This is a genomic window from Streptomyces sp. A5-4, from assembly GCF_051131715.1.
Taxonomy (GTDB): domain Bacteria; phylum Actinomycetota; class Actinomycetes; order Streptomycetales; family Streptomycetaceae; genus Streptomyces.
The window spans coordinates 2,161,143-2,178,755 of record NZ_CP178591.1 but is presented as its reverse complement, the minus strand read 5'-3'; the positions used below and the strand labels follow the sequence as shown (position 1 = coordinate 2,178,755).

Genomic DNA, 17,613 nt, shown 5'->3' with positions numbered 1-17,613 from the left:
GGTGGACCCGGTGCCCCGAAGCGCGCGGGCGCCCACCGGCCGCGGGCTCGACAGGTCGTACGAACGGGCCTTCGCGCCACTCCGGCCGCACCCGGCCGCGGGGGCCCAGGGGGGGCGGCCGGGCCGGGCCGTGGGCCCGTGCGCCGCCCGACTAGGCTGCTCCCATGAGCGATCTTGGGGCGGGCTTCGGCTACTTGGTGAAGGGCCAGCGGTGGGTCGGCCGGCACGGCAGGGCGTACGGATTCGGGCTGCTGCCCGGTCTCGTCACCTTCGTGCTGTACATCGGCGCGCTGATCGGCCTCGGCTATGGCGCCGACAACCTCACGGCCTGGGCGACGCCCTTCGCCGACGACTGGGACTCACCCTGGCTCGGTGTCTTCCGCGGTGGGCTCACCGCGCTGGTCTTCGCCCTCGCGCTCTTCCTCGCGGTGATCACCTTCACCGCCGTGACGCTGCTGGTGGGCCAGCCCTTCTACGAGAACCTGTCCGAGCGCGTCGACCGCTCCGAGTCCCCGGACGGCACCGCGCCGGAGTCCGGACTGCCGCTGCTGCGGGAGCTGTGGATCTCCGCGCGCGACAGCGTGCGCGTCCTGGTACGCGTCCTGCTGTACGCCGTCCTGCTCTTCGCCTGCGGTTTCATCCCCGTCATCGGCCAGACCGTCGTCCCGGCGATCGGCTTCTGCGTATCCGGCTTCTTCCTTGCCGAGGAGCTGGCGGCGGTGGCGCTCCAGCGCCGGGGCGTCGAGCTGAAGCAGCGCCTCGCCCTGCTGCGCGGCCGACGCCTGCTCACGCTCGGCTTCGGCGTCCCGCTGACGCTCGCCTTCCTGGTCCCGCTGGTCGCCGTCTTCCTGATGCCGGGCGCGGTGGCGGGCGCGACACTGATGGCCCGGGACCTCCTGGACGAGCCGTCGGCCGACGACGACGACGCGACGCCGCTGCCTACCGGGTGACCGGGACCGCCACTTCGCCGAGCACGAGACCGGCGGTGTCGGGCGCCGCCGTCGCGAGCACCGCGCCGTCCGGGCCCCACAGCCCGCTCAGCCCGCAGGCGGCGTAAGGGCCGGACTGCCCGACATGGTTGGCGAACACGACATACAGCCCATGGTCCTTCGCCCGCGCCGGGTAGACCTCAAGACGGTCGAGGGCGTCGTGCAGCGAACTCGCCAAGTACACCCGGCAGTCGGCGGCGACGGCGCGCTCGGCCAGCTCCGGGAAACTGTTGTCGAAGCACGTCGCGAGCGCGAACCGCACCCCGTCGAGCTCGAACCTCCCGTCGGCCGTGCCCGCCGTGAAGAGCTTGTTCTCAACCCCGTGCAGGTGCTGCTTGTCGTAGCGCGTGAGCAGTTCACCGCCGGGCCCGAAGACGAAGGTCGTGATGGCGGGGAGGTCGCCCGCGGCGCGCGCGGCGCAGTTGACCACCGCCGCGGTGGCCGTCTCGCGGCAGGCCGCGACGATCGGCTCCAGACGGGGATCGTCCGGTGTCATCAGCAGGGTGGGGTCCTCAGTCAGCAGCTCCAACTCGTATCCGCTGACGGTCAGTTCACCGAAGACCGTGATCCGCGCTCCACGCCCGGCGGCCTCCCGGACGAAGTCCGCCATCCGATGCGTGTTGGCCTCGACGGAGCCGGGCTCGGGCGTGAACTGTGCCGCTGCGATGATCATGCGGCCCATCATCCCCGTCCCGCCGTGCGGGAGGAAGACCGGACCCCGTTGATCTCCCAAAGGCCACGCTCTTCGTGGTCTCGGCGTTCACCCGAGTGGTCCGCCCCGACACGGTGAGGTGGCGCAGGCGGGCCACGGCGTTTTTCATACCGGCCCGGCCCGGCCCACCGCACGCCTACCGCACCGCCACCCGCACAATCGCCCGCACCTGCGCCACGATGTCCAGCCGGTTTCGCACGAACGCGGGGTCGGTGATCTCCGTCGTGTTGCCCGCCCCGAACTCCAGCACCGGCGTGTGCACATGCCCGCCGGGCAGCCCGTCGAGCCCCAGCCGGTCCCGCAGCAACGTGGCCCGGTAGGCGATCTCGTTGGACAGGTAGTCCCCGCCGCCACCGGCCCGCGCGGCGGATCCCGCCGTCGGCCCGTCCGGCCGCACCACCGGTGAAATGCCACCCGCCGGGATTTCGGTGACCGAGGTGTTGTCGTACACGGGGAAGCGACCGGTGTCGGCGGCCACGATCTCCCGGTAGGGAAGCGTCGTTGTCGTCCACTGCGGCTGCGACGCGGGGTCCTCCACCGGCGCGAGCCCGGTGCGCGAGACGTTCTCGTTGTCCCCGAAGCCGCCGCGCCAGGCGCCGTTGTTGCGCTCCACGTCGATGCGCCCCACCCGGCCCTGGCTGACCGTCGTGAACAGATCGACCCGCGGCAGGTGCGGGCGCAGTGCCCGCTCGACCATGCCGTCCGCGAAGTCCTGCCAGCGCACGGGGAAAACGGCCGTCTCGATGCGGGCGGGCCCCGAAGCCGTACGGACCACCGTGCCGTCCAGCGCGAGCGCCGCCGCCCCCGACGGATTGCTGATCCGGATGTCCCGGTCCAGCGTGAACGGGTCGAAGCCGGTGATGAGCACCCGCTTCATCCCGCCCTTGCCGCCCTTCGCGGGGAAGTGGATCGAGTCCTGCCCCCGAGAGGAGCGTTCGAGGCGGTCGAGCAGCCGCCCCCGCGCCTCGTCCGGCAGCCCGAACGAGGCCTGCCACTCCCGCAGTTCGCTGGTCATCCCCAGTCGCGCCCAGTACAGCGGCCGGTCGTCGTCCCTGCTGAGGTCCCCGCCCGCCGGGCCCCGCCCCTGTGCCCGGTCCACCGCGCGCTCCCACAGCAGCGACCCGTGCCGTACGACGGCCCGGTCGGCCGCGCCGTACGACTTGGCTCCGCGCAGCGCCCGTGCGAACTCCCGTGCCACGGAGTCGAATCCGCCGCGCCGCAGGATCTCCTGCGGAACGGCCTTCTCCAGCCGCCGTTCCTCGACGGTCGGCGGGGCGGCCGGTGGAACTGTCGCCGGGGCATTCGCCGCGGGCGCCGGCTCACCGGCCGTCGCGGGCGGTGTCCCGAGGCCGAGGGTGGCGGAGGCGAGCAGTATGACGCCCAGTGCGTCCAGCCGGGCACGAATCCGGGACACGGGAATCCTTCCGTCGGGGGTGGCGGAAGTATCGCGTTCCGGCAGGGGCCGGCGCTACAGGGCGGGCCCCTGGGAGCCGAGTGACGTGCGGTATCAGAGGTTTTCGGCCGCTTCGGCGGGCGCCGGGCCGCGCCGCAGCAGCCCGAGGAAGTCGCGGAAGGCGGCCGGCATGTCCACCGACCGGGGATCGAGCAGCCACTGGTACTGGAGCCCGTCCATCACCGCGACCAGCAGCGGTGCCGCCTGCTCCGGGGTGAGCCCGCCCGGCAGCCGCTCGCCGTACTCGGTGCGCAGCGCGCCCGCCATGCCCGCGCGGACCTGCGCGTACCGCTGAGTGAAGAAGTCCCGCGCCGGATGCTCCTCGGTCACGCTCTCGCCGAGCAGCGCGGAGAAGGTCTGCACGATGCCGGGACGCATCGCGTTGTACTCCATGAGCGAGTCGAGCAGGTCGATCCGCCAGACGCCGGTGCTCCGCCCGGAGGCGCCGGTGTCCCACTGGTCGCGCTCTTCGAGCACGGCGACGAGCAGTGTCTCCTTGGTGGGGAAGTAGTGCAGTAGCCCCTGCTGGGTGAGGCCGACACGCTCGGCGACCGCGCTGAGCGATGCTCCCCGGTAGCCGCGTTCGGCGATCACTTCGAGGGCCGCACGGAGGATCTCCGCCCGGCGTTCCTCGCTTCTGGCCCTGGCCATCGTGCTGGTCCTTCCCCTGATATCTGCTGGCAGGACGGTACGCCATCACCTGAAGCGCCACCCCTTGAAATAACGAATGCATTACGAACCCTACCGTTCTACAGGTAGACGGGTGACGATGGGGAAGCCAGCTGGACGTCAACGAGGAGGTACCGCCGTGGCAGGCGCATCCACCACCCCCGACAGCCCCGAGACCCACGCAGCGACAGCCGAAGTGCGGCAGACCCCGGACGACCGGGTCCGTAACGAGGTGGTCGAGGCCGCACTGGGCAAGCTCGACCTCGACACCAAGGCTCGGCTGCTCGCCGGCCAGGACATGTGGTCCCTGCCCGCGCTCCCCGGGATCGGCCTGCAGTCCCTGGTCATGTCCGACGGCCCGATCGGCGTCCGGGGTGTGCGCTGGACCGCCGACGACCCGTCCGTCGCGCTGCCCTCACCGACCGCGCTCGCCGCGACCTGGGACCAGGACCTGGCCCGCCGCGCCGGCCGCCTCCTCGCCCAGGAGGCCCGCCGCAAGAGCGTGCACGTCCTCCTCGCGCCGACCGTGAACCTGCACCGGTCGCCGCTCGGTGGCCGCCACTTCGAGTGCTACTCCGAGGACCCCTACCTCACCGGAGAGATCGGCACCGGATACGTGCAGGGCGTCCAGGACGGCGGGGTGGGCACCACGGTCAAGCACTTCGTCGCCAACGACGCCGAGACCGACCGCTTCACCGTCGACAACATCATCACCTCGCGCCCGCTGCGCGAGCTGTATCTCGCCCCCTTCGAAGCCATCGTCAAGAACGCCCACCCCTGGGGCATCATGACGGCGTACAACCAGGTCAACGGCGTCACCATGACCGAGCACAGCCACCTCCACAACGAGGTCCTGCGCGCCGAGTGGGGCTTCGACGGCTACGTCGTCTCCGACTGGATGGCCGCCCGCTCCACCACCGGCGACATCCTCGGCGGTGTCGACGTCGCCATGCCGGGACCGCAGACCGTCTACGGCGACGCCCTCGCCGGCGCCGTCCGGGCGGGCGAGGTCGACGAGTCCGTCGTCGACGACGCCGTGCGCAATGTGCTGCGGCTCGCCGCCCGCGTCGGCATCCTCGACGGCGCCCCGCCCGTGGTCGCCGCCCCGCCAGCGACCGTCGACGGCCAGGCCCTGGCCCGCGAGGTCGCCCACCGCGCCTTCGTCCTCGTACGCAACGAGCCCCGCGACGGCGCCCCGGTCCTGCCGATCGATGCCTCCCGGGTCCGCAAGGTCGCCCTCATCGGCGGCCCGGCACGCGACGCCCGCATCCTCGGCGGCGGCTCAGCCACCGTCTTCCCCGAGCGCGTCGTCGCCCCGCTCGACGGTCTCGTCGCCGCCCTGCCCGACGGCGTTCTCGCGTACACCGTCGGGGCCGACCCGAGCGACGAACTGGCCCCCGCCGACAAGGGCTTCGAGCTGCACGCCGTCTGCCGCGACGCGAGCGGCACAGTCATCGGCGCCCGCAGCCTGCCCAGCGGACAGGTCCAGTGGATCGGCGACGACCTGCCCGACGGCGTCACCCACTCGACGCTGCACAGCGTCGAGGTCAAGGGCGCCTTCACCCCCCGCGACAGCGGCGAGCACTCCTTCGGCACCCGCGGTCTCGGCGCCTTCACGCTGACCGTCGGCGACGAGGTCCTCTACGAGGGCGTCCAGCCGATGGGCGACGAGGCCGACCCCTTCGAGGCGTTCTTCGGCTCCCCGGCCGAGCGCGGACGCGTCCGTCTCACCGCGGGCGAAGCGGTCGAGGTCTCCCTCACGCACACCGTCAACCCGGACGCCGCCGGGCCGCTCTCCGCCCTCATGTTCTCCTTCGTCCACGGCGCGCCCAGGCGCGACGCCGACGAACTGATCGCCGAGGCCGTCGAAGCCGCCCGCGACGCCGACACCGCCGTCGTCGTGGTCGCCACCACCGAGCGCGTCGAATCCGAGGGCTTCGACCGTACGGACCTGAGCCTCCCGGGCCGCCAGGACGACCTGGTGCGCGCGGTTGCCGCCGTCAACCCCAACACCGTGGTGGTCGTCAACTCCGGCTCCCCGGTGGAGATGCCGTGGCGTGAGGACGTCGCCGCGGTGCTGCTCGGCTGGTTCCCCGGCCAGGAGGGCGGCGCGGCGCTCGCCGATGTCCTCCTGGGCGTCGAGGAGCCCGGCGGCCGACTGCCCACCACCTGGCCGGCCTCCCTCGCGGACGCGCCGGTCACCGAAGTCGCCCCCACCAACGGCGAACTGCACTACGCCGAGGGCGTGTTCATCGGCTACCGCGCATGGGACCGGGCAGGTGTCGCCCCGGCGTACCCCTTCGGTCACGGGCTCGGCTACACCACTTGGGAGTACGAGTCCCTGGAGGCCACACCGGCCGCGGTTCGGGTCCGGGTCCGCAACACCGGTTCGCGCGCGGGCCGCGAGGTCGTCCAGGTGTACCTGGCCGCGACCGCCGATCCCGTGGAGCGGCCCGCCCGCTGGCTCGCCGGGTTCGCGAGCGTCGAGGCCGGACCCGGCGAAGCCGTCGAGGTCGAAATCCCGCTGGCGGTCCGCGCCTTCGAGATCTGGGACGAGCAGGCGGACAGCTGGTCCTTCGTCCCCGGTACGTACGAGGTCAGGGCCTGCCACTCACTCACCGACCGCCGCCTGACCGCGACGCTCGACATCCAGGCCTGACCGGCCCCACCCCGATACAGCGGCCCGGAGCGGACCTGACGCCGCCCCGGGCCGCCCGCATCCACCGGGTACCTCTACCAGGCGTCCCGCACCCCGAACCCGTACACGGTCGTCGAGGTGAACACCTCGCCCGGCCGCAGCACCGTGCTCGGGAACTCCGGGCGGTTCGGCGCGTCGGGGAAGTGCTGGGTCTCCAACGCCACCCCGTCGAAGGCCTCCGGCGTGTAGACCTGCATTCCCGGCTCCGTCGTCGCCACCGTCAGCAGCCGCCCGGAAGCGGCGTCGTACAGCTCGGCCACCGGCTCCGGTGTGTCCGTAACACCCTTGTCCAGCACGAAGTTGTGGTCGTAGCCGTTGCCGGACCCGACATCCCGGGGCGCCCGCAGATCGAAGCGGGTGCCGTCCACCGGCGCGAGCTCGCCGGTGGGAATCCCCGCGAGAGGCACACACCGTCGGGCACCGCCCGCGCGTCCCACACCCGCTTGTCGAAGCCCTGGTCACCACCGTGCAGGGCGTTGCCCCCCTGATTGCGCGCCAGCGCGTACCGGCGCCCGTCCAGGGTGAAGGCCCCGCCCGCGATCCGGTTCGCGTACCGGCCGACGAGCGCCCCGAGGTAGGGCCCCGGAGAGCGCGGATACTCCGCGAGCGAATCGAAGCCGACCGCCACCGGGGCGGACCGCCCGCCCCGGTCCGGGGTTTCCACCGACTGGACGATCCCGCCGTACGTCAGCACCCGCACGACCGTCCCGCCCCGCTCCAGGGTTCAGCGGTGAACGGCCGTACCGTCGTCGAGCGTGCCGAAGAGTTCCGCGGTCATGATCGGAAAGCCTATGCGGGCGGCTCTTTCGCCGTGATGTTGCGGTAGGCGATCTCGGCCAGCCGCTGCTGACCGTTCCTGCTGGGATGGAACCAGTCCCACTGGCTCAGCTGGTCGCCCGTGAAGCGGAAGTCGAAGACCGCCCCGCCGTCGTACCGGCAGTGCCGGTCCTTCGCGCACACATCCTTGAGGACCTTGTTGTACGCGACGACCCGGTCCTGCACGGTGTCGCGGCGCTGCGTCGCGGCCGCGTCCATGACGTCGGGGTCGCCGAGCATCGACTGGCAGATCCCCAGCTTCCAGATCTGCTTGCCCAGCGGATTGGTCCGCCCCTCGGACCACAGGCGCTTGAGGTCCGGCACGCTCGACACATACACCTGTGTCCTGGGCAGACCTTCGCGCAGTTTCTTCATCGAGGTCTCGAAGGATGACCGGAAGTCAGCCACCGATGTCATGTGCGAGACGGTGTCGCGACAGGCGTCGTTCGCGCCCACCATGACCGTCACCAGCTCCGGCTTCTCGGCCACCGCCCGCGTCATCTGCGCGGGCAGCTCGGCTATGCGGGCGCCGGACTTCGCGTGGTTCCAGCTGCGCGTGGTGCCGCTCTTCGCGCCGAGCAGCCGTGAGGCGAGACTGCGCACCTTGGCGTCGCTGCCGGTCGCCCAGGACACCTCGGGGCAGTCCGCGAGCACCGTACAGGCGTCGAAGCCGCGGGTGATGGAGTCGCCGAGCGCGGCGATGGAGGCCGGGCTGGTGTCCCAGGTGGGCGTGGGGCTGGGGGAGGGGCGGCGCTCGGCGGACGACGCGCCGGTGCCCGGTTCGTCGGCGGAATCGCAGCCGGCGAGGGCGCCGAGGGGGACGAGGACCGCGACCGCCAGGGCAGCGGCGGTGACGCCGCGCGACCCACGGCTCCGGCGTTGTCCCCGCATCCCTGATCCCCTTCGCGTGCCCGGTGGGTGCGCGCATTCACGCGTCCGACTCCTCGGACCGACAGTACGTCACCCACCGGACGCCGCCGCACGATAGCTTTTCCCCGTCGAACCAGCGGCATCACGGCCACCGCGGTTCCGGTAAATTACAACACGTCACATACTGTCCCATTTCAGGAGATTCGCTCCCGATGCTGTTTACTGTTGGCAACCTCGGGAGCCGGCCCGGTTGTGGCCTGTGGGGCAGAATGTCTGGTGCTGTCCTCACCGCGACCGGTACGGACGCGAGGCCGCTGGGGAAGGCGAACCTCGTCCCACACTGGAGGTCCCGGTGACGACACGTGGCGTTCTGTACGTTCACTCCGCGCCGCGCGCGCTGTGCCCGCATGTCGAATGGGCAGTGGCGGGCGTACTCGGTGTGCGAGTCAATCTCGACTGGATCAGGCAACCGGCCTCGCCCGGTACCTGGCGAGCCGAATTCTCCTGGCAGGCTCAGCCCGGCACCGCCTCCCAGCTCGCCTCCGCGCTGCGCGGCTGGCACCTGCTGCGCTTCGAGGTGACGGCGGAGCCGTGCCCCACGGCGGAGGGCGAGCGCTACAGTGCCACGCCCGAACTGGGCATCTTCCACGCCGTCACCGGAATCCACGGCGACATCCTGATCCCCGAGGACCGGCTGCGGGCCGCGCTCGCGAGATCGGTACAGGGCGAGACGGACCTGGAGGTGGAGATCGCCAAGCTCCTTGGCAAGCCCTGGGACGACGAGCTGGAACCTTTCCGCTACGCGGGAGAGGGCGCACCCGTCCGCTGGCTCCACCAGGTGGTGTGAGGCCCGGGCCCGCCCGCGACGCCGCGGAAAAAGCTGAGGCCCGCCTCCCCAGGTACAGGGAGGCGGGCCTCAGGGCTTCGGGTCAGACGGACCGCAGTGCGAGCACCACGTTGTGTCCACCGAATCCGAACGAGTTGTTGATCGCGGAGATCGACCCCTCGGGCAGCGCACGAGGCTCGGCCCGCACGATGTCCGCGTCGACCTCTTCGTCGAGGTTGTCGACATTGATGGTCGGCGGAGCCATCCGGTGGTGCAGCGCCAGCACCGTCGCGACGGTCTCGATGCCGCCGGCGCCACCCAGCAGGTGCCCGGTCATCGACTTCGTACCGGATACCGCGATGTGGTCGAGGTCCTCGCCCAGCACCCGGCGCAGCGCCTTGATCTCGGCGATGTCGCCCTGCGGCGTCGAGGTGGCGTGCGCGTTGAGGTGCACGATCTCGGACGGCTTGAGGTCGGTGTTGTCGAGCAGGTTCTGCATCGCCGTGGCGATGCCGCGCCCACTCGGTTCGGGCTGGGCGATGTGGTGGCTGTCCGCGGACAGCCCCTGGCCCAGCACCTCGCAGTACACCCGGGCACCCCGCGCCGCCGCGTGCTCGGCGGACTCCAGGATGACGACGCCCGCGCCCTCGCCCAGGACGAAGCCGTCCCGGGCCTTGTCGTACGGGCGCGAAGCCTTCTGGGGTTCGTCGTTGTTCTTGGACATCGCCATCATGTTGGCGAACGCCGCGATCGGCAGCGGATGGATCGCCGCTTCCGTGCCACCGGCGACGACCACATCGGCGCGGCCGGTGCGGATCATCTCGACGGCGTAGCCAATGGCCTCGGCACCGGACGCGCACGCGCTGACCGGGGTGTGCACGCCCGCCTGGGCGTTCACCTCCAGGCCGACATTGGCGGCAGGACCGTTCGGCATGAGCATCGGCACGGTGTGCGGCGAGACGCGACGCACACCCTTTTCCTTGAGTACGTCGTACTGGTCGAGCAGGGTGATCACGCCGCCGATGCCGGAGGCGATGACCGATCCGAGCCGCTCGGGGCGGACCTTCTCGTCGTCACCCGCCTTGCCGGTGAAACCGGCGTCGGCCCACGCCTCACGGGCCGCGACCAGCGCGAACTGCGCCGAGCGGTCCAGCTTGCGGGCCAGCGGCCGGGGCAGCACCTCGGAGGGATCGACGGCCGCGAGGGCCGCGATCCGGACGGGCAGTTCGGCGAAGCGCTCGCCCTCGAGGGGCTTGATGCCGGAGCGTCCCGCCATCAGGCCTTCCCAGGTCGATGCGGCGTCGCCACCCAGCGGTGTTGTTGCGCCGATACCGGTGACGACCACGGTGCGATTGGTCGGGCTCACAGGAATTCTTTCTCCACGTGTAGAGGGTGCTGAATTTTTACGGCGCCACCGCCGGGTGGCGACACACGAACAGCCTGGTCAGGCCTGGTTCTTCAGGATGTAGCCGGCAGCGTCGCCGACCGTCTTGAGGTTCTTGACGTCCTCGTCGGGGATCTTGACGTCGAAGCGCTCTTCGGCGGCGACGACAACCTCGACCATGGACAGCGAGTCGACGTCCAGGTCGTCGGTGAAGGACTTGTCCAGCTGGACGTCCTCGGTGGGGATCCCGGCGATCTCGTTGACGATCTCGGCGAGACCGACGACGATCTCTTCCTGAGTGGCGGCCATGTTGGCGCTCCTTCGGTGTTGAACACAGGGGTGTGGTGGCGACAAGCCCGGATGTTCCGGACGTGCCTAGGGGAGGGTAACGACCGTCGCGGCGTAGACGAGACCCGCCCCGAAGCCAATGACGAGAGCTGTGTCGCCGCTCTTCGCCTGCCCGGTCGCCAGAAGCCGCTCCATCGCGAGCGGAATCGAGGCTGCCGAGGTGTTGCCGGTGGTTTCGATGTCACGGGCGACCGTGACATGTTCCGGCAGTTTCAGAGTCTTCACCATCGAATCGATGATCCGCATATTTGCCTGGTGCGGAATGAAGACGTCCAGGTCGTCCGCGCTGATCCCGGCCGCGTCCAGTGCCTGCTGGGCGACCTTCGCCATCTCGAAGACGGCCCAGCGGAAAACCGCCTGGCCCTCCTGCGTGATGGCCGGGAACTTCGCGACCACACCACCGTTGCGGTAGTCCGACCACGGCACGGTCTGCTTGATGGTGTCGGACTTGTCGCCCTCGGAACCCCACACGGTCGGGCCCATGGCCGGTTCCGTGGCGGGTCCGACGACGACGGCGCCCGCGCCGTCACCGAACAGGAAGGCCGTCGCGCGGTCCTCCAGGTCGGTCAGGTCCGAGAGCCGCTCCACGCCGATGACGAGAACGTACTCGGCACTGCCTTCGACGACCATCCCCTTGGCGAGGGTCAGGCCGTAGCCGAAGCCGGCGCATCCGGCGGAAATGTCGAAGGCGGCGGGCTTGATCGCGCCGATCTTGAACGCGATTTCGGTCGCGACGGCCGGGGTCTGCTTGAAGTGCGAGACGGTGGAGACGATGACGCCGCCCACCTGCTCGGGGGTGATCCCGGCGTCGGCGATCGCCTTGCCCGCGGCCTCAATGGACATCGCCGCCACGGTCTCCTCGTCGGAGGCCCAGTGGCGGGTCGCGATGCCGGAGCGGGAGCGGATCCACTCGTCGGACGAGTCGATCGTCTCGAGGATCACCTCGTTGGGCACCACACGGGTCGGACGGTAGCCGCCGACGCCCATGATGCGCGCGTACGGGGCGCCCTTGCTGGGCTTGATCTTCGACATGCTCTCTCGGGCTCCTATCGGGCCGCGTGCTCGGCGATGAGCGCCCGGGCCGCGTCGAGGTCGTCGGGGGTCTTGAGCGCGACGGTCTTCACACCGGGCATGGCGCGCTTGGCGAGGCCGGTCAGCGTGCCGCCCGGGCAGAGCTCGATGAGCGTGGTGGCGCCCAGCTCGTTGAAGGTCTCCATGCACAGGTCCCAGCGGACCGGGTTGGAGACCTGGCTGACCAGGCGGGCGACGACCTCGGCGCCGGTGGCGACGGTCCTGCCGTCGGCGTTCGAGACATAGGTCACGCTCGGGTCGGAGACCACGAGGTCCTGTGCGGCCTTGCCGAGTTCGGCGACCGCGGGAGCCATGTGCCGGGTGTGGAAGGCTCCGGCGACCTTGAGCGGTACGACGCGGCGTACGCCCTCGGGCTTGTCCTCGGCGAGCGCGGCGAGCTGCTCCGCCGTGCCCGCGGCCACGACCTGGCCCGCGCCGTTCACATTGGCCGGGGTCAGACCCAGCCTTTCCAGATGCGCGAAGACGGTCTCGGCGTCACCGCCGAGGAGCGCGGCCATGCCGGTCTCGGTGACCGCGGCGGCCTGGGCCATGCCCAGACCACGGGTGCGTACGAAACCGAGCGCGGCCTCTTCGGTGAGCACTCCGGCGTACGCGGCGGCGGTGATCTCACCGACGCTGTGACCGGCGACCACGGACACGTCAGCGCGCACATCCAGCGCGGCGGCGGTCAGCAGCCCGGCGGCGACCAGCAGGGGCTGGGCGACCGCGGTGTCGCGGATCGCGTCCGCGTCGGCCTGGGTGCCGAAGTGGACAAGGTCGAGCCCGATGGCGTCGGACCAGTCGGCGAGCCGGTCGGCGGCGCCGGGGAGGTCGAGCCAGGGAGTCAGGAAGCCGGGCGTCTGAGCGCCTTGGCCGGGAGCGACGAGTACGAGCACCCTCACACTCTCTCTTGTGGACGGCCCCCTGTGCCCGTGGGGACAGGGACGAAGAACCGTCGGGGGAATTGTTGATGTCCGACAAAAGTCTAGGACTGCGGATCCCCTGCGGCCAGACGTCCCAGGATCAGGGCGATGCGCAATGTGAACGCGGAACGCACGTCGGAGGGAGACCAGCCGGTGACGTCCGTCACACGTCGGAGCCGGTAGCGCACGGTGTTGGGGTGCACGAAGAGCATCCGGGCCGCGCCTTCGAGGCTGCTCGCCTGCTCCAGATAGACACTCAGAGTCTCCAGGAGCGCCGAGCCCGCCTCCTCCAGCGGTCTGTAGATCTCCTCCACCAACTGATCCCTGGCGGCCGGGTCCGACGCGATGGCCCGCTCCGGCAGCAGATCGTCCGCGAGGACCGGCCGCGGGGCGTCCTGCCACGCCAGGCACGCCTTGAGTCCGGCGGCGGCGGCCTGCGCGGACCGGGTGGCGGCGAGCAGGGTGGGCACCACGGGCCCGGCGACCACGGGCCCGGCGGCGTACGGCCCGATCAGCGCCTTCGCGACCTGGAGCGGATTGTCGCTGCCGCCCGCGATGACGACGAGCCGGTTGCCGAGCACCCCGGTCAGCACCTGGAGCTTGGCGTGCCGGGCGGCCCGGCGGATCGCCTCGACCGTCAGCTCGCTGTCGCCCTCGGGGGCGGTCCCGAGGACGACACAAACGTGCTCGGGGGAGTTCCAGCCGAGGGCGGCGGCCCGGGACACGGCGCCCTCGTCGGCCTCGCCGGACAGCACGGCGTTGACCACGAGGGATTCCAGGCGGGCGTCCCAGGCGCCACGGGCCTCGGCGGCCTGGGCGTACACCTGGGCGGTCGCGAAGGCGATCTCACGGGCGTACACCAGCAGGGCTTCGCGCAGCACGCCCTGGTCGCCGGGGGCGGCGATGTCGTCGATCGCCGTCTCCATGACCTCGATGGTGGTGCGCACCATCTCGACTGTCTGGCGCAGGGTGATCGCCCGGGTCAGTTCGCGCGGCGCGGTGCCGAAGACATCGGTGGAGATGGCCTGCGGGGCCTCCGGATGCCGGAACCACTCGGTGAACGCGGCGATACCGGCCTGGGCGACCAGGCCGATCCAGGACCGGTTCTCCGGTGGCATGGCCCGGTACCAGGGCAGGGACTCGTCCATGCGGGCGATCGCGTTCGCCGCGAGCCGGCCGGCGGACTTCTCCAGCCGGCGCAGGGTCACGGCATGCAGATGGGCGGCGTTCGAGGCGGACTGCTCAGCATCGGATCGGGGCACGCGACAAGACTGCCTTATCGGGACGGCTGCGCGACGGGCCGGGCTACCGTGGGCTTCGTGATTTCCGCACGCCGCTCGGCCGACCGCTTCCGTGGCGGCGAAACTTCCTCGGGCATCGAGTCCCTCCATGCCTTTTCCTTCGGGCGCTTCTACGACCCCGACAATCTCCGCTTCGGCGCGATGCTGGCCTGCAACGAGGAGCTGCTCGACCCCCGCGCGAGCTTCGACGAGCACCCCCACAGCCACACCGAGATCATCACCTGGGTGATCGAGGGCGAGCTGACGCACCGCGACTCGGCGGGCCACGCCACGGTCGTGCGCCCCGGGGACGTGCAGCGGCTCAGCGCGGGCGCCGGAGTGCGCCACGTGGAGCGCAACGACGGCGACGCGCCGCTGCGCTTCGTCCAGATGTGGCTGGCGCCCGTGGAGCCGGGTGGAGAGCCGTCGTACGAGATCGTGCGCGGCATCGCCGACTCCACGCCGTACGCCGTCCCGGCGGCCGGCGCGATGCTGCACGTGCGCCGCCTGGCCCCGGACGAGCGCACGGCGCTGCCGGACGCGGAACGGGTCTACGTCCATGTCGTACGCGGTCGAGTGCGGTGCGGCGGCGAGGAGTTGGGCCCCGGTGACTCCCTGCGCGTGACGGACGCGAAGGACTTGGAGCTGGTCGCCACGAGCGCGGCCGAACTGCTCCTGTGGGAGCTGGCCGGCTGAGTCCTAGGCGGCGCGCAGCTCCGCGAGCACCGCGTCCGTGAAGGGCGGCCAGACCTCGGCGGCCCACGGGCCGAAGGCGCGGTCGCTCAGCGCCACGCAGGCCGCGCCGGCGTCCGGGTCGACCCACAGGAACGTGCCGGACTGGCCGAAGTGCCCGAAGGTGCGCGGTGAGGACGAACTGCCCGTCCAGTGCGGGGACTTGCCGTCGCGGATCTCGAAGCCCAGGCCCCAGTCGTTCGGGTTCTGGTGGCCGTAGCCGGGGAGTACGCCCTTGAGGCCGGGGTGGACGACCGCCGTCGCCTCGGCGACCGTACGGACGTCGAGCAGGCGGGGCGCCTGGAGTTCGGCGGCGAAGCGCGCCAGGTCGTCGACGGTCGAGACGCCGTCCTTGGCGGGGGAGCCGTCGAGTGTGGTGCCGCCCATGCCGAGCGGCTCCAGCACGGCCTGGCGCAGATACTCGGCGAAGGGGATGTCGGTGGCCTTCGCGATGTGGTCGCCGAGGACCTCGAAGCCCGCGTTGGAGTAGAGCCTGCGCTCGCCGGGCGGCGCCATCACCCGGTGCTCGTCGAAGGCGAGGCCGCTGGTGTGCGCCAGCAGATGCCGGACCGTGGAGCCCTCGGGCCCGGCCGGCTCGTCGAGCTCGACGGCGCCTTCCTCGTACGCGACGAGAGCGGCGTACGCGGCGAGCGGCTTGGTGACGGACGCGAGCGGAAAGCGGTGCGCGGTGGGTCCGTGCGCACCGGCGATGGTGCCGTCCGCGCGTACGACGGCGGTCGCCGCGGTGGGTACCGGCCAGTTCTCGATCATCCGCACGCTGTCCATGCGTACGAGCGTAAAGGCTCTAGAGGTTCAGCCGCATCGAGGGGTCGGGCTTCCTGACGAAGCCGAGCGAGGCGTACAGCGGCTCGGCCTCCGCGGAGGCGTTGAGGTCCACGCTCACCGCGCCACGCTCACGGAACCAGTCGAGCAGCGCCGCCATGCACGTACGGGCGTGGCCGCGGCGGCGCTGGTCCGGGTCGGTGGCGACGCTGAAGACGTAGCCGTTGGCGCCGTGCGGGTTGCCCGCGCGCCCGATGCGGTATTCGATCGTGCCGACGGCCAGGGCGGCCAAGCCGCCGGGCCGGTCCGGCCGGTCGACGACGAATACAGCGAAATTCCCTGCCGGGTCAGTCAGCTTCTCGCGTACGGTCGCCGTCGACTCGGCGTGCCATTCCGTGGACGTACTGGAGGCGAAAACCGAGTCGATCATGACTTGACGCAGTCGGATCACTTCGCCGGCGTCATCGGGGGTCGCGCGTCGTACGAGGCTCATGGGACGGAGGCTAACCGGCCCATCGGCAAAACTCCGCAGGTTTTTGCTTGCTTCGAGTGCACTCCAAGGTCTTAGCGTGGTGGTCATGACCGTGATGGAGACCGCCCCAGCGACCGCCGTCGCCTGCGACGCGGAACCCCCCGCGCACCCGCGCCCCGAAGGCCACGACCACTACACGATCAGCGAAGTCGCGACGCACACCGGGCTCACCGCGCACACCCTGCGCTGGTACGAGCGGATCGGCCTGGTGTCGCACGTGGACCGCTCGCACACCGGCCAGCGCCGTTTCACCAACGGGGACCTGGACTGGCTGGGCCTCGTCGGCAAGCTGCGGCTGACCGGAATGTCCGTCGCGGACATGGTGCGGTACGCCGAGATGGTGCGGGAGGGCGAGCACACGATGGCGGCGCGGCACGAGCTCCTCGAAGCGACACGGAGGGACGTGCGGGTGCGGATCGCCGAGCTTCAGGACACGCTCGCAGTACTCGACTACAAGATCGACTATTACGCGGACGCCCGGCGGGCGTCGGAGAGGGTCTGACCACCCATGAGTGACAGCAAGATCGAAAAAGTACGGCTCGGAACCGGTGGACCGCAGGTCGGCGTGCAGGGCCTCGGCTGCATGGGCATGAGTTTCGCGTACGGACCCACGGACGCCGACGAGGCGCGGGCCACCCTGGAGCGCGCCCTGGACCTCGGTGTCACCTTCTACGACACGGCGGACGCGTACGCCGCCGGCGAGAACGAGAAGTTCCTCGCGCCGTTCGTGAAGGCGCACCGCGACGAGATCGTCATCGCCACCAAGTTCGCCCTGGCGATGGACCCGAACGACCCGACGAAGCGGATCATCCGCAATGACGCGGGCTACATCCGTGAGTGCGTCGAGGGAAGCCTCCAGCGCCTCGGCGTGGACGAGATCGACCTCTACTACATGCACCGGCGCGATGTGAACGTCCCCATCGAGGAGACCGTCGGCGTGATGGCCGAGCTGGTCCGCGAGGGCAAGGTCAAGCACCTCGGCCTCAGCGAGGTCACCGGCGGCGAGCTGCGCGCCGCGCAGGCCGTGCACCCGATCGCGGCCGTCCAGTCGGAGTGGTCGCTGTTCAGCCGCGACATCGAGGCCGGGGTGGTACCCACCGCCGCCGAGCTCGGCGTCGCGCTCGTGCCGTACTCGCCGCTCGGCCGCGGCTTCCTCACCGGCGCGTTCGTCAGCGCAGACAAGGACCTCAGCGAGGCGGACTTCCGCCGCCAGCAGCCCCGCTTCACCGGCGACAACGCCACCGCCAACGCCGAACTGCTCGCCCCCGTACGCGAGCTCGCCGAGGCGCGCGGCGCGACACTCGGGCAGATCGCACTGGCCTGGGTGCAGCAGCAGGCTCAGCTGCACGACCTCGCCGTCGTCCCGATCCCCGGAACGCGCAAGCGCACCCGGGTGGAGGAGAACGCCGCCGCGACCCGGCTGACGCTCTCCGCCGAAGAGCTGGCGCTGCTCGAACCGATCGCGGGCCAGGTCGCCGGCGGCCGGTACGCGGACATGTCCTTCACGTCCGCGGGCCGCGAGTAAGG

At 71.1% G+C, this 17,613-nt stretch carries 17 protein-coding genes and 1 pseudogene; 6 read left to right on the top strand and 12 right to left on the bottom strand.

What is annotated here, in order from left to right; all coding sequences use genetic code 11:
* Positions 1 to 164 precede the first annotated feature (164 nt).
* The gene (locus tag ACLLJJ_RS10015; protein ID WP_434589081.1) at positions 165 to 950 is read left to right on the top strand and encodes an EI24 domain-containing protein; all 786 of its coding nucleotides are present in this window, start codon (positions 165 to 167) and stop codon (positions 948 to 950) included.
* On the opposite strand, the gene ACLLJJ_RS10010 is transcribed toward ACLLJJ_RS10015, so the two are convergent.
* From ACLLJJ_RS10010 to ACLLJJ_RS10000, 3 genes are all read right to left on the bottom strand, one after another.
* Complete coding sequence (locus ACLLJJ_RS10010; RefSeq protein ID WP_434589079.1) at positions 940 to 1,662, bottom strand: carbon-nitrogen hydrolase family protein; 723 nt, start codon at positions 1,660 to 1,662, stop codon at positions 940 to 942. The genes ACLLJJ_RS10015 and ACLLJJ_RS10010 overlap by 11 nt on opposite strands.
* Before the next feature lie 175 nt (positions 1,663 to 1,837).
* Positions 1,838 to 3,115: a pyroglutamyl peptidase gene (locus ACLLJJ_RS10005; protein ID WP_434589077.1), complete on the bottom strand. Its 1,278-nt coding sequence runs from the start codon at positions 3,113 to 3,115 to the stop codon at positions 1,838 to 1,840.
* A 93-nt stretch (positions 3,116 to 3,208) separates the two neighbouring features.
* The gene (locus ACLLJJ_RS10000; RefSeq protein ID WP_434589076.1) at positions 3,209 to 3,805 is read right to left on the bottom strand and encodes a TetR/AcrR family transcriptional regulator; all 597 of its coding nucleotides are present in this window, start codon (positions 3,803 to 3,805) and stop codon (positions 3,209 to 3,211) included.
* A 157-nt stretch (positions 3,806 to 3,962) separates the two neighbouring features.
* Between ACLLJJ_RS10000 and ACLLJJ_RS09995 the strand changes: the two genes are divergently transcribed.
* On the top strand, positions 3,963 to 6,482 hold the full coding sequence (locus ACLLJJ_RS09995) for a beta-glucosidase (RefSeq protein WP_434589075.1): 2,520 nt from the start codon (positions 3,963 to 3,965) through the stop codon (positions 6,480 to 6,482).
* Positions 6,483 to 6,556: 74 nt separating this feature from the next.
* Here the strand turns inward: ACLLJJ_RS09995 and ACLLJJ_RS09990 are convergent.
* Both ACLLJJ_RS09990 and ACLLJJ_RS09985 read right to left on the bottom strand, forming a co-directional pair.
* Positions 6,557 to 7,242, bottom strand: a pseudogene (locus tag ACLLJJ_RS09990) (aldose epimerase family protein).
* Positions 7,243 to 7,310: 68 nt separating this feature from the next.
* Positions 7,311 to 8,228: an SGNH/GDSL hydrolase family protein gene (locus tag ACLLJJ_RS09985; RefSeq protein WP_434589074.1), complete on the bottom strand. Its 918-nt coding sequence runs from the start codon at positions 8,226 to 8,228 to the stop codon at positions 7,311 to 7,313.
* A gap of 331 nt (positions 8,229 to 8,559) precedes the next feature.
* Here ACLLJJ_RS09985 and ACLLJJ_RS09980 point away from each other — a divergent pair, with 331 nt between their 5' ends.
* Positions 8,560 to 9,054 (top strand): DUF3145 domain-containing protein, encoded by a 495-nt coding sequence (locus ACLLJJ_RS09980; protein WP_434589072.1) that lies wholly within the window; start codon positions 8,560 to 8,562, stop codon positions 9,052 to 9,054.
* Positions 9,055 to 9,136: 82 nt separating this feature from the next.
* Here ACLLJJ_RS09980 and fabF read toward each other — a convergent pair whose 3' ends face one another.
* The 5 genes from fabF to ACLLJJ_RS09955 all read right to left on the bottom strand — a co-directional run bounded on the left by fabF (position 9,137) and on the right by ACLLJJ_RS09955 (position 14,021).
* Positions 9,137 to 10,399 carry a beta-ketoacyl-ACP synthase II gene (fabF, locus tag ACLLJJ_RS09975; protein ID WP_434589070.1) on the bottom strand — a complete coding sequence of 421 codons (1,263 nt, stop codon included), beginning with the start codon at positions 10,397 to 10,399 and terminating at the stop codon, positions 9,137 to 9,139.
* Positions 10,400 to 10,477: 78 nt separating this feature from the next.
* A complete protein-coding gene (locus ACLLJJ_RS09970; RefSeq protein WP_283518432.1) occupies positions 10,478 to 10,726 on the bottom strand; it encodes an acyl carrier protein in 249 nt (82 codons plus the stop codon).
* 66 nt (positions 10,727 to 10,792) lie between these two features.
* On the bottom strand, positions 10,793 to 11,797 hold the full coding sequence (locus ACLLJJ_RS09965) for a ketoacyl-ACP synthase III (RefSeq protein ID WP_434589068.1): 1,005 nt from the start codon (positions 11,795 to 11,797) through the stop codon (positions 10,793 to 10,795).
* A gap of 14 nt (positions 11,798 to 11,811) precedes the next feature.
* The gene (locus ACLLJJ_RS09960; protein ID WP_434589066.1) at positions 11,812 to 12,732 is read right to left on the bottom strand and encodes an ACP S-malonyltransferase; all 921 of its coding nucleotides are present in this window, start codon (positions 12,730 to 12,732) and stop codon (positions 11,812 to 11,814) included.
* Positions 12,733 to 12,821: 89 nt separating this feature from the next.
* Positions 12,822 to 14,021 carry a PucR family transcriptional regulator gene (locus tag ACLLJJ_RS09955; RefSeq protein WP_434589064.1) on the bottom strand — a complete coding sequence of 400 codons (1,200 nt, stop codon included), beginning with the start codon at positions 14,019 to 14,021 and terminating at the stop codon, positions 12,822 to 12,824.
* Positions 14,022 to 14,078: 57 nt separating this feature from the next.
* On the opposite strand from ACLLJJ_RS09955, the gene ACLLJJ_RS09950 reads away from it, so the two are divergent.
* Positions 14,079 to 14,735, top strand: coding sequence for a pirin family protein (locus tag ACLLJJ_RS09950; RefSeq protein WP_434589063.1), 657 nt, complete (start codon positions 14,079 to 14,081; stop codon positions 14,733 to 14,735).
* Between the two features lie 3 nt (positions 14,736 to 14,738).
* On the opposite strand, the gene ACLLJJ_RS09945 is transcribed toward ACLLJJ_RS09950, so the two are convergent.
* Together ACLLJJ_RS09945 and ACLLJJ_RS09940 are read right to left on the bottom strand one after the other, a co-directional pair.
* Positions 14,739 to 15,557: a serine hydrolase domain-containing protein gene (locus ACLLJJ_RS09945; RefSeq protein WP_434589061.1), complete on the bottom strand. Its 819-nt coding sequence runs from the start codon at positions 15,555 to 15,557 to the stop codon at positions 14,739 to 14,741.
* A 19-nt stretch (positions 15,558 to 15,576) separates the two neighbouring features.
* Positions 15,577 to 16,047, bottom strand: coding sequence for a GNAT family N-acetyltransferase (locus ACLLJJ_RS09940; protein WP_434589059.1), 471 nt, complete (start codon positions 16,045 to 16,047; stop codon positions 15,577 to 15,579).
* A gap of 85 nt (positions 16,048 to 16,132) precedes the next feature.
* Between ACLLJJ_RS09940 and ACLLJJ_RS09935 the strand changes: the two genes are divergently transcribed.
* Both ACLLJJ_RS09935 and ACLLJJ_RS09930 read left to right on the top strand, forming a co-directional pair.
* Positions 16,133 to 16,588 carry a MerR family transcriptional regulator gene (locus tag ACLLJJ_RS09935; RefSeq protein WP_434589057.1) on the top strand — a complete coding sequence of 152 codons (456 nt, stop codon included), beginning with the start codon at positions 16,133 to 16,135 and terminating at the stop codon, positions 16,586 to 16,588.
* A 6-nt stretch (positions 16,589 to 16,594) separates the two neighbouring features.
* Complete coding sequence (locus ACLLJJ_RS09930) at positions 16,595 to 17,611, top strand: aldo/keto reductase (RefSeq protein WP_434589055.1); 1,017 nt, start codon at positions 16,595 to 16,597, stop codon at positions 17,609 to 17,611.
* Positions 17,612 to 17,613 lie beyond the last annotated feature (2 nt).